At 34.7% G+C, this 15,408-nt stretch carries 11 protein-coding genes; 2 read left to right on the forward strand and 9 right to left on the reverse strand.

Annotated features, from left to right (window positions below):
- Positions 1–130 precede the first annotated feature (130 nt).
- From COJ46_RS21770 to COJ46_RS21780, 3 genes are all read right to left on the reverse strand, one after another.
- A complete protein-coding gene (locus COJ46_RS21770; protein ID WP_176527968.1) occupies positions 131–3,481 on the reverse strand; it encodes a carbohydrate-binding protein in 3,351 nt (1,116 codons plus the stop codon).
- Between the two features lie 502 nt (positions 3,482–3,983).
- Positions 3,984–5,204: a sugar efflux transporter gene (locus COJ46_RS21775; protein WP_098566285.1), complete on the reverse strand. Its 1,221-nt coding sequence runs from the start codon at positions 5,202–5,204 to the stop codon at positions 3,984–3,986.
- 139 nt (positions 5,205–5,343) lie between these two features.
- Positions 5,344–6,213 (reverse strand): Cof-type HAD-IIB family hydrolase, encoded by an 870-nt coding sequence (locus COJ46_RS21780; RefSeq protein WP_097977092.1) that lies wholly within the window; start codon positions 6,211–6,213, stop codon positions 5,344–5,346.
- Between the two features lie 217 nt (positions 6,214–6,430).
- Here COJ46_RS21780 and COJ46_RS21785 point away from each other — a divergent pair, with 217 nt between their 5' ends.
- Both COJ46_RS21785 and COJ46_RS21790 read left to right on the forward strand, forming a co-directional pair.
- Positions 6,431–7,327, forward strand: coding sequence for an AraC family transcriptional regulator (locus COJ46_RS21785; RefSeq protein ID WP_098566286.1), 897 nt, complete (start codon positions 6,431–6,433; stop codon positions 7,325–7,327).
- Positions 7,328–7,546: 219 nt separating this feature from the next.
- Positions 7,547–7,777, forward strand: a complete 231-nt coding sequence (locus COJ46_RS21790; RefSeq protein ID WP_097977090.1) for a hypothetical protein — start codon at positions 7,547–7,549, stop codon at positions 7,775–7,777.
- A gap of 106 nt (positions 7,778–7,883) precedes the next feature.
- Here the strand turns inward: COJ46_RS21790 and COJ46_RS21795 are convergent, their stop codons facing one another.
- The 6 genes from COJ46_RS21795 to COJ46_RS21820 form a co-directional block, all read right to left on the reverse strand.
- Positions 7,884–8,360 (reverse strand): (2Fe-2S)-binding protein, encoded by a 477-nt coding sequence (locus COJ46_RS21795; RefSeq protein ID WP_097977088.1) that lies wholly within the window; start codon positions 8,358–8,360, stop codon positions 7,884–7,886.
- On the reverse strand, positions 8,357–9,196 hold the full coding sequence (locus COJ46_RS21800; RefSeq protein ID WP_097977086.1) for an FAD binding domain-containing protein: 840 nt from the start codon (positions 9,194–9,196) through the stop codon (positions 8,357–8,359). The genes COJ46_RS21795 and COJ46_RS21800 overlap by 4 nt, the downstream gene beginning before the upstream one ends.
- Positions 9,196–11,562, reverse strand: a complete 2,367-nt coding sequence (locus tag COJ46_RS21805) for a xanthine dehydrogenase family protein molybdopterin-binding subunit (protein ID WP_097977084.1) — start codon at positions 11,560–11,562, stop codon at positions 9,196–9,198. Before COJ46_RS21805 ends, COJ46_RS21800 begins: the two co-directional genes overlap by 1 nt.
- Positions 11,563–11,703: 141 nt before the next feature.
- Complete coding sequence (locus COJ46_RS21810) at positions 11,704–12,852, reverse strand: toxic anion resistance protein (protein ID WP_097977082.1); 1,149 nt, start codon at positions 12,850–12,852, stop codon at positions 11,704–11,706.
- Between the two features lie 19 nt (positions 12,853–12,871).
- A complete protein-coding gene (locus tag COJ46_RS21815) occupies positions 12,872–14,554 on the reverse strand; it encodes a vWA domain-containing protein (RefSeq protein WP_097977080.1) in 1,683 nt (560 codons plus the stop codon).
- Positions 14,555–14,562: 8 nt separating this feature from the next.
- Positions 14,563–15,297, reverse strand: coding sequence for a hypothetical protein (locus COJ46_RS21820; protein WP_097977078.1), 735 nt, complete (start codon positions 15,295–15,297; stop codon positions 14,563–14,565).
- Positions 15,298–15,408 lie beyond the last annotated feature (111 nt).

The raw sequence follows: 15,408 nt of genomic DNA on the forward strand, positions 1-15,408 counted from the left end.
GCAACTCCCACCAGTGGGGCGATAACTGCACCGAATAAAGTCGGCATAACACCAGAGTGACGCAGCACTTCCACCTCTACCCTATTAAATTGAGGATCCTTTAAACCACTATGCTATCTTTTTGTACAAATTATTGTTGTGATAACAAATATTGGGCGTCTCTAAGTAAATATTCTGCAGCCTCAGTTGTGATGTGTTTACCACTTTGAGCCTGAACTTCATTCAAGAAGCCTTTCAAATTGTTATTTCCTAACTTTTCCTGGAGGCTATTTGCGATTCCTGCATTGTCAATCCATTCCGAATCAGCAAATCGCTTTACTAGTCCATATATAGATTCATAGGTTGCAATTGTTTTAAATTGAATAGTTTTGGTACCGATATTACCAGCATTGTCTACTGAGTAGATTACTAATGAATGCAGGCCTAGTCGCAATTGATATAATGCGATTGGCGTTTCAATTTTGTAAGGATCAGCATCAAGTGTAATCGTCGTTTTGTTGTTATCAACACCCGATAAATTGTCAGCAAATTTAAACTTAGGTGTAATTTTGCCATCATTTTCATAAATACTACCATCGACTGGTACTGATTCTGTAACAATTGGTCCCGTCTTATCAATATTAATTATAAGTTGTTTTGTTACTTCAACATTTCCTGTGTTATCAATCGCACGATATTCAACTTTGTGTATGCCTTCCGACGTCAAAGTCAATTGGTTTTGGGTTACCCATTCACCTTCGTCTATCCTTGTCTCAATACGCTTGACACCTGTACCATTCAAATTGTCCTCAGCATTGAAATTAACATTTACATTCTTTATATTCCAAACATCGTCACCAATAAACCCGTCAGTTGTTGCGGTTGTAATAGGCGAATCAACATCTTCGCTTCGTCCATATACTTCAAATTCATAAATATTTGCTGTTCCTGTTTCAGCATAATTTTGAGGTGTCGTAATGTAAAGCCTTACATACCTTACATTGGTTTTATTAAAATACCTGTCCGTGCTATTAGATACATTACCTGCAACGGTGTCTAGATCCTTCCAAGTAGTTCCATCTAGACTACCCTGAAGTTTATAATTTTTAGTATTTAGAGATAAACTTTCTCCACCTTCTCCAGAATGCTTCACAATCCATCTACTAATATCATAGTCTTGTCCAAGGTCCACCATTAGCCATTTGTCTCCGTTAGTATTTGAAGACCACTTACTACCATTTTCAGCAGACCCATCAACGGCCTTTGAAGGATCATTGCCTATTAAACTACCATTTGCTGTAGCTGTTTTGTTCAATGTCAAATTGACTGGTGCGGGATCAAATGCTAATGTGGTAACATTAATTACACTACTTTCCTCTGATACATTACCTGCTGCATCCTTTGCTTTCACTGTAAATTGATAGGTTGTATTAGCTTTTAATCCTGTTACTTCAAAGTTTGTTCGACCAGTTGTCGATCCAATCAAAGTGCCACCGTTAAAAATTTCATAGCCAGTTACACCTACATTCCCTTTAAAATTGTCTGTTGATGCATCCCAAGATAGAATCGCTTTCTTGTCGGTTACTAACTTTGTAGTAATATTTGACGGTACAGTTGGTGCTTGTTGATCCGCTTGTAGTGCATCCTGCGTATAATTATTAATTGTCCAAGTAGCGATTGTACTTTTTTTAGCGAAGTCTCTTCCATTAATTACAACTCTATCGGCATATATATCAAAAATTAGCCCTTGAGCACCTGGCTCTTTACTATAAGAAGGAAAATATTTGATTGCTCCATCTCGTATCATTGAAAAATATTGTTTATTATATAAAGTACCAGGTAGTCTAATATCATCATGAACATGTCCAGTTATTAACACGCTTTGAGGATATTCACCTACAATATCTTTAAATTTTTGATCCTGTACTTCATCACTTTGATAGCCATCCTCTGGCCTTGTCATTGACACCGTATTACCTAATGGTTGGTGAACGAATAAAAAGATTGGTTTAGATTTATTAGCGCCCTCGGCCAATTTTACTTTTAACCAGTTAAGTTGGGTATCCGAAAGGTAAGCACTGTCCTTATCATCCGTCTCGGTTGCCAAATAGATAAAATGATATCCATTAATCCATTTATCAAAGTATACAGCTGGCATGCCGGTATGGGTTAGAAATCTATTTTTAGCGGTTTCAAATCCGTTCATCCATCTTACATCATGGTTCCCAAATACATAGTTGCGATTTAATTCAGGATATTTATTCATTGTTGACATAAAGGTATCATATTGTGCATCTGTTCCATAATCAGTAAGGTCTCCTACGACGCTAACTGATTTCACATTATTATTTACTGCATCGTTCATTGCTTCATTTAGTATAATATCATTACTATCCCCTTTTACATTCGAATGAGTATCAGAAATTGCCATAAAACTGAATTTATAACTTGTATCTTTTTCAGGTGTTGATGAAGCTAGTACAGTTACATTTATTTGTGTTGAAAGTGCGACATTATTTGGATTAGTAATGTCTTGAGGCTTGTTTACTAATCCTGTAATCGAAAAGCTCTGCTCATCCTTTAAAGCTGGATTATATCCTGAAGAGTCAATCTCCCATTTAACGGGTGCATTAACATTTCCTGCATCAGTAACTAGAACAACATTACTGGGCAAACCTAATGCGACCGTTGAAGGTGCTGTGCCATTTTCTACTCCTGTGATTGATTTAGGTGCGATAATACTTTGTAGAATCTTGGGATTTATCTTTACTGAGAATGTAACTTTCTTACCTCGTACTGTAATGGTTAAGGTTTGAATTGTTGTTGACGAAGAACTATTGAATCCGCTCACATCAGAAGCTCTAATCTCTTCTACACGTTTTGTACCGTCTATATAAGTACCAGATACTTCTAACCCCGTAAGATCAAGGCTTTCACCAATGTGATAGGAAGTCTTCGTTGGTAGCTTTATAAGCTCAATGCTGTTCAACGATTTCGAAAACTGAAACCAGTTTATATTGGCAACATATGTTTTTCCAGCCGCAACCTTTAATACGAGATAAACATTATGTACTCCAGTAATCTCAGTAATATCGGTAGACATTGTTTGATAAACATTCCAATTGTCTGGTGCAGTTGCAGTAACTGAAAGGGTACCTACTTTTTTCCCATTCGTACTATTTGGACCGTCAATCCATATTTCAATGTCTCCACCAGCATTTGATCCCTTAACTGCGACTCTTGCACTGAAATTTGTTGCACCACTGATACCGCTTCCAAAATCAAAATTCTCGTATTCCAAATACTGGTTATCATTCGTACCACCTACACTTTGTCCACCGTCTGGACAAGATTCAACTTTAAGATTTGAACCCGACTTGGAACTAAAACTTTCTGCTTCTGACAGCTTATATCCATCAGTGGAGGCATACACTGGTCGTATGTAGCTCACACTGCTTAAAATAAGTAATACTGACATAATAATTAAAAGTAAATGCTTCAACTTCCTTCTCCTACCCATCTTACCACTCCTGTTTTTAAGTTCTCATTTGCCCATGGACATTAATATCTTATCTACCAATTATTAAATTGAAATCTATAAAATGTAATCCTTCTGTAAAATGTTTTAAAATCTTCTCATAACTTTCTAAACTCCCAAATTAATACAAAAATATATAAATAGTAGGTAAATTACTTAAATTAATCCACTTAATAAAAAAAGGTTAAGTCCCAATCACGAAGGGAACTTAACCTCTAATCTCAACTATTTTGATATTTTATATCTTAGACTTTACTTAAAATTAACACTACCTCTAAAACCATTCACATTTCATAAATAATTTATTCTCTTTAAACTATACATAAATTTTACCATTCATTTTTTCTATTAAACTTTTAGCAATTGGCTAACCAAGGTCTGTGCCTTTTCCTGTTCGAGTATGATCAGCTTTATAAAAACGATCAATCATACGTTATTTATGTGTAATTCATCAACAATTAATCAACTACACAGACTGACTATGACTTGTCGATATTTCCATTTCCACATTGTTTTTGGATTTCCATAATATAAAGAGTGAACAAATTACAAACAATATACAAAGTAAATATACATTACGATACCCTGCTAATTGTGCAAACAGACCTCCGCCTAAATTTCCTACTAAACTTCCAATCGTCGAGCAATTCGCATAAATTGATGCAGAAAAGCCCGGTGAATTTGGTAGTAAGTCGTTAAAATAACTAATACCATTACCCATTACGATAGCAATGTATGTTGCCTGTAGTAACTGAGCAACGATTAACTCCCATGTATGTGTCGATATGCTTAAGATTAAGTAATAGAGTAAACCAATAAAGCAACCGTAGATCATCAATGCATGGTTCGAGATTTTTTTAGAAAGTACCCCCAACACAAGCATGATTGGAATTTCTATACCTGCACATATACTTACGACTAATCCAACATCTGTATTTGTACCATGTAACTCATTGACGATAAAAAGAGGTGTGTTGATCCAATTTATCGAACTAACTGCAAATAATAAGATAAAAGCAATAAATGGTAGTCTAAGTTGTTTTCGTTTAGCGGCCGTGACTTTTGTCTTGTTTTTCTTTTTTATATTGTTCTGAACTGGCTTTTTCTTTTCTAAAAAGAAGAATACTAGAAGCGTAATCATTACATAAATGCTAGATGTACCCCAAAATAGTCCATGATAACCTTTTGCTCTTAAAATTAAAGTACCTACTAATGGTCCAATTAAAAATCCTAAAGAAACAAGTGAGCGTAAAGTTGATAATGCTAAAGTCTTGTCTTTAGATAAACTTGCATTTGCCGACTCCTGTGCGGATGCAAAAATTTGTGGCATGGCCGCTGCACCTAATCCATTAAATAAAGCCACAAAAACTAATAATAAGTAGTAGTTATGAAATATTAAATACGATGCATATCCTATTGCTGATGAAATCATCGCAATCATAATAATCCATTTTCTGTCAATCCCTCGATCAGAACGTTCAGCAATAAATGTATTAACTAAAACACCACTTAATGATATCACTGCCATGAAGATACCAAATGCTCCAGAACTCATCCCTATATATTTTGTAGAATACAGTGATAAATAAGGAGTTGTGATTGAAAGTCCGATCCCTACAAATAATAAACAGATGACAAATAAACTATACCCCTTAATGGCAAATAGATCTTTTATCCGTCTAACCAAAATTCAGTCCCCCTTACCATTCTATATTTTAATCGATTAGTTAAAATAGACAAAAAAACAACCTTGGATAATGTAATATACTCGTACATTTAACCAAGGAAAACGTTGCTTATTTAGATGTATTTAGATTTCTATACTATTATAGTACATTTGACTCTTTAAAAATATATTTTTCGAATGCATAAGCAACACCATTTTCATCATTACTTAATGTAACAACATCACATGAGAGCTTTACTGCTTCTTCAGCATTCCCCATGGCTATTGATAATCCGGCTATATTAAACATCGGTAGATCATTTTTTTCATCTCCAATAGCTATTGTATTTTCTAACGGAATATTAAAATATTTAGCCATTGCTTTTAAACCATACCCTTTATTTCCATTTAGATGTGTAACCTCAAGATTAAAAGGTGAGGCACTCGTAACAAAAATATCATCTATGAATCTTAATTTTTTTTCAAGTCTCTCCATTTGTTTTGGTTCAAGGGTTAAAATAAGAAACTTTTGAATCGTAAAATCCTTATTATCAATTATTTCATGAACTTTGTTAAAAAACGAATGCCCATATACATTTGGAGGTGTAGTAAACATTTTGAAGTGTCTGTTTGAGAAGTATTCTTTCGGAACACGCCCAGATGAAACAACATGTTTAAATCGTTTATCCCAATTACTTGGAGCAAATATTCCCTTATTTGTAGAAATATTGTACGGTAAGTCTTCACTCTCAATTTCTGAGGCGATTTTTTGTATTTGAGGTCTCCCTATTGAATTTAGTTCAATTAATTTACCGTTCACATATAATGCAGTTCCATTATGACCTCCAACTGGACAATTTAAGCCATACTTTGAAAGTTCATCATTTACTGAACTTGGTGAACGCCCGGATAAAATCATCACGATATGTCCTGCTGCCTGAGCTTTTTTAATCGAGTTTAACGTTTCTTCACTTATTATTTTATTACTGTTGAGTGTAGTACCATCCAAGTCTAATGCAATCAGTTTCATAAGAATCTCTCCCTTAAGGGTTTTAAATTTATTTCCTCATAGGTGAAATGGTAATATTATAGTTTTGAAGATATGTTTGATATACTTAATTATGCAATAAAATAAGCAGTGTTCGTTAACTCATTCCTCCTAAATGATTGCCTAATCCTCTCATTTTTACATATTCTATGAAAAATTTTTATGTTTCTATTAATATAAAGTAAGCAAGGAGGACTATATGTCTGAAATTAACGTTTCTTATCTAAGCGAACTAATCCAAATTATTGATCGTAATACTAGTCATGAAGGTGTTAACGAGACCTCAATTAACTCGTTATTTTTCATTCGGGAGTCAAATATTACTGATCCTAAATACAGGGTCTATAAGCCGTCCCTATGTATTGTTGTTTCTGGTGTAAAGGAATTATTACTAGGAAATGAACGTTTAAAATATGGCCCTGGAAATTATTTAGTAGCATCCGTTGATTTACCTGTTACAGGCCAAGTTATTGAAGCTACACCAAGCGCTCCATATCTAGCTTTAAAACTAGAATTTAATCCTAGTCAAATCTTAGAAATTTTAACGGATACTGAAATTCCCACTAATTCAAAGGAAAATGCAAAACGAGCAATTTTTGTCAACGAGTTAGAGGGTTCGATTTTAGATGCAGTCATTAGATTGGCCCGTTTATTAGATTCAGCTGAAGATATTCCAATTCTTGCACCTATTTTTACAAAAGAAATTCTCTACAAAGTTTTGCGTGGACAGAATGGGAGTATATTGCAACAAATTGCCATAGAAGGTAGCACTACTAATCGAATAAGTGAAGTTATTGAACAAATTAAAGCGAATTTTTACAAATCTTTACGAATTGAAGAGCTTGCAGAAATAGCAAATATGAGTGTTTCGTCCCTACATAGACATTTTAAAGACGTAACTGCAATGAGTCCTCTACAATTTCAGAAGCACTTAAGATTACAGGAAGCGCGACTTCTCTTACTATCCGAATCTTCAGATGCAGCAGATGTAGCATTCCGAGTAGGGTATGAGAGTCCATCCCAGTTCAGTAGAGAATACTCTCGATTATTTGGTTTTCCTCCAAAAGAAGATCTTAAACGAATGAGATCGAAATAATAGCGTGATTCATATTTTTACAATTTAATAAAACCAAGATTATTAGTGGTTATATCCCCCAAACTTTAAATAGATTACTAAAGAGGTGAAACGTTTCGCAAATTAATTGTTTATCAAAATGCATTCAATTAAAGAAGTACCCCTAACCTGCCCATTCATTAATCCTAAATTTGTATATATTAGGTATACATACGAAAATTTAAATTTAGGAGTGTTAACATGGCTTCAAATAATAAGTTCGATGATTTTTTATTTGGTCGGAATGATGAGAAAAACATTCATAAAAATGAATCGAATAGTGAACATGTAAAAGTAGGTGTTAAAGGTTCTCGTCATAAGAATCGGAAAAGTGTTATTGCCAATCTGCCTCCAGTACCAGTCGTTTTGAACCCTATTCCATACCAGATTACGCCAATTGGAACGATTCCAATTTATTTCAAAAAATGTTAAAAACCTAAAGACCACTAATTTTCTTTTTAACTGTAATTCTAAAAAATGTAAAAGCCTGCGTTTTTATTAACGTAGGCTTTTAATATTTTAAGAGAAATGTATTTTTCTAACGTCTATTTCTAGGTCTACCCCGTTGTTCGTTTAAAACCGATAATACGGCTTCTTTAATTTCCTGATAACTAGTGCAACGACATATATTTGAACTAAGCCATTCTTCGATGACCTCTTCAGTTGCGTCAGGATGCTCGGTTACAAGTGCATGAGCGTTTAGGATAAAACCCGAAGTACAATACCCGCATTGAAAAGCCCATTTTTCCACAAAAGCACGCTGCATTGGATCATCATGTAAGCCTTCAATTGTTGTTAGTTTCTTTCCGACTGCATCAACCGCTAACATCATACATGTTTTTACTGGTAATCCGTCCGCTATTACCGTACAAGCCCCACAATCACCGTTTTCACAGCCACGTTTTGCTCCTGTTAAGTCTAGTTTTTCCCTTAAAACATCTAAAAGCGTATCAGCCATTCTAATAGTCGCCGTTCGTTGTTCTCCGTTTATATCAAGATTTAATTTCTGTATCACGCTCTCACTCCTCCCAAATAAACTAATCCATCTAGAAGTAAGTTCCTTAAGACAAAAATACGATATTCCCTTGAACCACGTATATCACTTATGACCGGTGCTGGTATTGCAAGAATGGCCTGATTAATCCGCTCCAGGGCTGATAGATTCGTGTTATTTAAAGCTTGCTCCATCTCATAAGAACGAAATGGATACGCACATAATCCGCTAATTGCTAACCGGTATGCGCGATTAACTTTTAATAATTCAAGTGTAATAAGAGGATAATCAACCTTTTCACTTTTCCTTTTTTTATCAATAAAGAAAGGAAACTTTCTATATATTCCATCAGATTTGGTTTGAACTAAAAATTCTCCCCGTTTTAAGCGTAGTTTTTCATTAAAAATTTCTTCTACTGGGTACTCTTTGACTCCATCAATGCCTGCTATCACTAATGTACTATTAGAAAGCAGCAATGGAAGAATTGCTTCACGATAGATGATGTCACTAGCAAGATTACCGCCAAAAGTAATTTGATTCCTCGAAGTTCGATCAGCGATTCGCACACACGCCTCACCTAGTAGAGGGAAAATTTTCGATTCAAATACTCTTGTTAATGTATGGGCTGCTCCAACGACCACGGAATTCTCCTTAATTTCTAGGGCATTACATTCAGGAATTCCTTTTACATCGATTACTGCCTTCGTATGAATCAGATTCAATCTTCCTAAAGTAGTAACCTCCGTTCCACCGCTAAAATAGATAGGTTTCTTTCCTTTTTTATCGAGTTTAACAAATAAATCTACTGCTTCCTTGATTGTAGAAGGTCGATAATAATCAAAATTGAAGTGGAGCATTAATACACCTCCCCAGCTTCTAGCCTTGATTTCCATATAAATTCCGGAGTTAAGGGCAACTTTTGTAGTGAAACATTAGCAGCAAGAGATAAACTATTTGCGACCGCTGAAGGCATACCCATTAAACCGTGTTCTCCTAGACCTCGGGACCCATATGGAGCACCTTTTACTGGGTTTTCAACGAATTGAACAATATACTCTGGTTGCTCTCCAAAATGCATAACTTTATACGATCGAAATTGTGTCGTTAAGACTTTCCCTTCGTCGTCAAAAATAAATCCTTCCCTCGTTGCAAAGCTAAGTCCCATATTCATCGCACCTGTTATTTGTGTCTCCGCGCCTTTATAATTTAAAATTTGACCTGCATCCGAAACAGTTACTGCTCTTAATAACTTAAATGTATTATCCCTCCTGTCAAATTCAACTTCCACACCTTGTGCGACCACACCCCACTCAGGTCCTTGAACACCTTTTCCAGTAACTGGATTCATTTCTGTTAAGCCAGGAATCATATATGTCCCTCTTCCAACAACCTGATTTCCGGCTACTTTACCATTAGGATAAATATATCCAAGCGCTATCTCAGAAAAATCAATTGAAACAGATGGGTCCGTTCTTTTAAATACTTTTTTATTAGCCACATCTAATTCATCTTTCGGAACTTTCAGTACAATGGATGCAGTCCTTTTTAATTGTCTAATGGCATCATCACATGCTTTAAGCACTGCATTTCCAGACATATATGTTGTACGACTGGCAGCAGTTTCCCAATTATCAGGAGAATCCTGGGTCTTTACTTCCATTTGAATAAACACTTCATCTTCGTCCATGTTCATTTTTTCAGCAACCATTTGAGTTAATACGGTTTTAGTACCTTGCCCAATTTCTACAGCAGCACTAATAATATTAATACTTCCATCTTTGTTAAAAGTTAAAATAGTCCCCGCTCCCACTCCAGGAGGTGGATCCCCATTCTTCCAAGCACAACTAATTCCTTTTGTACGGACAAAGCGATCCGAAATTTCAATTCGTTGTCCTCTATCCCAATTCATTAGTTCCTTTAACTGCAACAAACATTCCGTTATATCTCCTAGATTACTTTTGTTCAAAAGTACTTGCGTAGGTGAAGTATCACCTGGCTGAATCGCATTTAATAGACGAAATTCTAAAGGATCTATCCCGAGTTTTTTAGCCATTATATCCATTGTTCGTTCTACACCAAAAGCAGCTTCTGTCCGTCCAAATCCCCGAAAATCAGTTACATACGGATGATTTGTATACATACATAATGAATCACACCAAACGTTATCTATTTTATATGGTCCAGTACTGTCAAATGCTGCAGCCTTCGTTATCGGAACAGACCTTTCAGCATATGCACCACCGTCAAATAAAAAAAAGAGTTTTAGAGCTTGTATTTTACCATCATTTGTACATCCCATCTTAACTGTTGCATGTAATCCGATATGAACTGGAGATGTAACAATATCTTCCTCACGACTATTACGAAGCCTAACTCTTCTTCCACCAACTGACTTAGAGGCTACATATGCTAGCGGTTCTAATTGCACACTTGTTTTAGCACCAAACGAGCCCCCGACTAACGGGATATTTACAAGTACTTTCCCTTCTTCAATATTGAATGTTTCACTAATTAAATCTTTCATTTCAAATGGTTCTTGGGAAGCAGAGTGAATTATAACCTCGCCGGTCTTTTTAATTTCTACATCCGCACATCTTGTCTCGATTGCTGTATGATCAGATTGGTTAAATGAAAATTCTTCTTCTACAATGACGTCACAGTTAGCAAAGCCTCGATCAATATTCCCTTTTCGGATTCCTTGTATGTTTGCTATATTTGTACCAGGTATAGGCTGGATTCCACCAGACGTACCTGTTAATCCAGATGATTCATCAATTAAATATTGTTCAACATTTTCATGTACGAGGGGAGCATCCTTTTCATATGCAGCTTCAGGTGAATTAACGACAGGAAGGGGTTCGTATTGAACACAGATTAAAGTAGATGCTTTAATAGCAATAGCTTCCGTATCTGCTATGACCATGGCAATTGGCTCACCATAGTAACGTACTTTTTCAAATGCAAGCAATGGTCGATCTTTTATCGTTGTACCTAAAAGCAGCGGATAGTCCTTTCCAGTAATGATCATCCGTACACCTTTGACCTTCCACGCTTCCTTTGTATCGATATCACCTAAAATTGCATGAGCATGGGTACTCGTTACGAGTTTGGCATGTAGTGTACCAACCTCTTGAACGTCATCAATATACTTAACCCTACCGGATACCTTATCCCAGCTTTCTTTTTTAGGAACACTTTTCCCAATAACTCTATAATGCTTCACACTTTCCCCCTCCTTTTTACCACTATAGAATCCTATTAATTGTTGTACATAAATAGAACTAATTACATGGAGTATGAATGGTAGAAAAAGGCTAATTGAAAAAAGATATGTCACTTACTACATATCTTTTTCCAGTATCTTCTATAATCCGATTCGATCCCCTTTTTCAAGTCTTTGAATCTGCCTAGAACCGACTTCAGCTAATTCTTGAAATTGTAGGATTGTTTGACGCATTTTCGGTAAAGCTTCTTGTTTAAATGTACTAATCGATTCAAACGCTGATATGACGTTTGTGAATGAAGTTTTTAGTGTTTCAACAGAAACCGCTGACTCCATGGCTTGCTTTTGGATTGCAACTCCTTGCTCCTTTAATAATCTAGAAGTACCTTCAATAATCGTATTTGTTGTTTGATTTAAAGCAGTGATTTTTTGTAAAACAATTTTTTGATTATATAGAGCACTTGCTACCGTTACAGCTGTATTCAGCGCAGAAATCGTTACCGTTTTTGCTCGTTCAACACCACGAATTAATTCACGGTTATTCCGAATAACAACCTCATATGACATATCTCCTTGGTGATTGACAACTAACATTTGCTGTAGGTCCATGACTCGTTGTCGTAACGGATAAAGAACTTCCTCTGAGATGAATTTAATTTTTTCTTGATCTTCCCCTTCGATTTTTGCTTTTTCAATTTGATTTTCAATTGACTCATCCATTAATGTTCCAAGTTGGATTTCCTTCTCTAGTGTTTTTGAAAGCATACGAAGTGATAATTGTTCATGCTCTAATGTCGTATTATCATTTTCAAGAATTTTTTTCCCCTTATCAAGTGACATTACGATATCTGCGATAGCGACATCTGCTTTTTCAAATCTTTGAAAATATGAACGAATAGGATTAAATAACTTACCTAAAAAACCCGATTTTGCAAAATTAATTGCACTAGGATCTAAATCCTTTAATTGAACTTGAAGCTCTGATAATCCTTTTGCAACTTGACCACCTTCGTCTCCACTTTTAGCAAGTTGACCAAGTGAAACCTTTAGAAGAGAATTTTTATTGGAAGAGGATTTCATCGTCTGTAATCCAAATGATTCAATTGATTGAAGAATTTCTTTTCGTTTTTCGTATGTTTCCTTTGATACAGTGTCTAATTCCATAATCATCGCTACATTTGCATCCGCTGTTGCCTTTAATTTCATTAATTCCTCTGGTACAGGCTTTACTTGTTCTTCAATTACTGCCTTGATTTCCTCTTCATTTACAACTTGCATAGAAAATGACATTCTTAAATCCTCCTACTTATTAAAGTTGAACATTAAAGAGATTACGAATTTTATAGATTACGTCATCTGAATCAGCATTAATATTTGCAGCTTCGTTAATATTCGAAATACTTTCAAGCGCTTTAATATTAGCGTTATAACCAATCGTATAAATTGGAATTTTATATGCTTTTATGATTCCTTTTACATTTTTCAATGAATTCCCATGATTGGTCTCGCCATCGGTTAGGACAAAAATGAGCGGTCTTACATTTGGATTTTTTTTCATTTCATTTTTTAGCATATTAATGGCAACAAGGATTCCATCGTTTGTTGCTGTATCTCCACTTGCATCGAGGCTAGATACGGCACCAACAAATTTTGATTGTTGATTTGCATCATATTTTGCAATTGGAAGATTGATCGTAACATCGGCAGAAAATGAAATTAAGCCAATACTATTATCTCTTCCTAAATATTTTTGACCTTTAAGGAGTGATTCTTTTAGCTCATTTAATGGTTTACCATCCATACTACCTGAAACATCTGCTACAAAAACCGCAGCTATTGGATTTGAAGTATTTTTCTTTCCTTTCCAAAGTTTCTGTGCAGCACTTAAAGTATCCCCATCAATCGTTTTAAGCTCTGATTTGTAATTATTCAACCCATTAAACCCATCTTGTTTCGCAAGTGATTGAAGATTAGTTTGACTAGTAAATTCAGCAAATTTTTTCAAAATATCCATTTTCTCTTTTGGTAAATTCCCTAAAGCATAAAGTGGACTGTCGTGACGCACTCCAAATGGTATAAATTCGTAACTATTTTTTAAATCAGGTGAATTAACAAATGTTTGATATTCTAAGACAAATGCATCTAGAACGCCTGATTCTGCTGCATCACTCATTTGTAGAGTCGTAGAAGCAGTGAATGGCACATTTGCTTGAAAGCTTTCAAAGCCTCTCACAGCAGTATCGCTTAGTACATCTTTTGAATCAAAGGAATTTAAAGTCGCAACTAAAAAATTTAGTCCCGTTGAACTAGTAAATGGGTCGGTATATCCCATTGATAGTTCATTTTTTGTCATTGCCTCGATGACGGTTTTCGGATCGACTTTACTATACTTTTTCATTAACTCATTATATTTTGTCTTTGAAATGACAATACCAGGAACATTCCCAACCAATCGCGAGGATACGGTTTCTGTTTGTACTCCACTTGCTGTAATCATTTGCCCCCAAAGTTCATTTGACGGTGTAAAGGCATCAGGAACATATTTACCAGATTTAATAAAGTCTGTTGCAGTACCAGATGCAATGTTTCTAATTTTTACAGATACTTGCTTACCATCTAGATTGAATTTTGCATCATTAAACTCATTTGCGACTTCGTTTAACCAGCCATTTTTTCCATCACTTGATTTTTCCGTAGATGAAAAAATTTCAACAAAACGATCAGTCGTATTGTCTACAGATACAGGAAATTTTGAAATATCAGGGAGTTCACTTGCTACATCAGCTGTACTTAAGTCAATTTGACCTTTAATTGGATTTGCTTTCGAAATATTTATTTTTGAGATCATTTTAGCTAATTGCTGATTTTTATTTTTATCAGTAATTTTCACAGCTTTATCTTCCGAAGTCATATTAATTCCAATATAGACAAGAAGAAAAACTACAACGATTACTGCAATAGATGCAAAAAGAAACTTCCTCATTTTTATCATCCTTTCATTCATTGCCTATAATATTTTGTTTGTTGAATTAACGAATCGATTTCTTTCATACATTCCATTTTTTCAATATCATCGATTCCTATTTCATCTAGCCTTGAAATTTCTAAAATTAATTTATCAATATTAACAAGAATCTCTTCATTCATTTCAATTGCTCTTTTTACGAATTTGATATATTCATTAAAAAGATTTGTTTTCTCTTGAATTAATGACTTTGAGTATCGTAATCCGTCTTTCCCCTTTATTTTTTTATAATCAAGTTCATCAAAAGTACTAATCTTGTTTAGGATGTTTCTTATTCTTAAATAAAATAATGTCTCAACCTCGTCCACAACAGATGCAAACTTGTTGTATGTAATTTCGGTTGGAGAAAATCGATCGGCTAATAAGTTATAAAATACGCCTTTTTTCTTTTTCATTCGTTCGATTTGCTCAATTGAAGTAATAATATCTTCTTTTAGTACTTTACTATTTTTATATCGACTTAAAGCAAGAACGAAATCTTCATTTGTTTTTAGCTGCTTAATTGGCTTATCTTTAACAGGTTTGAAATATAGTTGAAACATACTAAATAGAAGTACTAACAAATTCGCTATTATGAACGATACCCCAAATGCAGTTTGAAATGCACTCGCATTAATTAATTGGATTCCGATTAAACCTGGAGAGAATACAATCACATTCAAAATCGTAATGAAAGCGATTAGCCCCACTAATTTTAATCCCTTTATCATCCTTCACTCCTCCGCTATATTCTATTTATGCTCTATTACTCATTTATATTTATCATTCTGATTTTTTAGTTTAATAAAATTACAGAAATAATGACTTGACTTAAATTTTTT

The sequence above is a fragment of the Bacillus sp. AFS077874 genome (assembly GCF_002566505.1).
Classification (GTDB): domain Bacteria; phylum Bacillota; class Bacilli; order Bacillales; family Bacillaceae_G; genus Gottfriedia.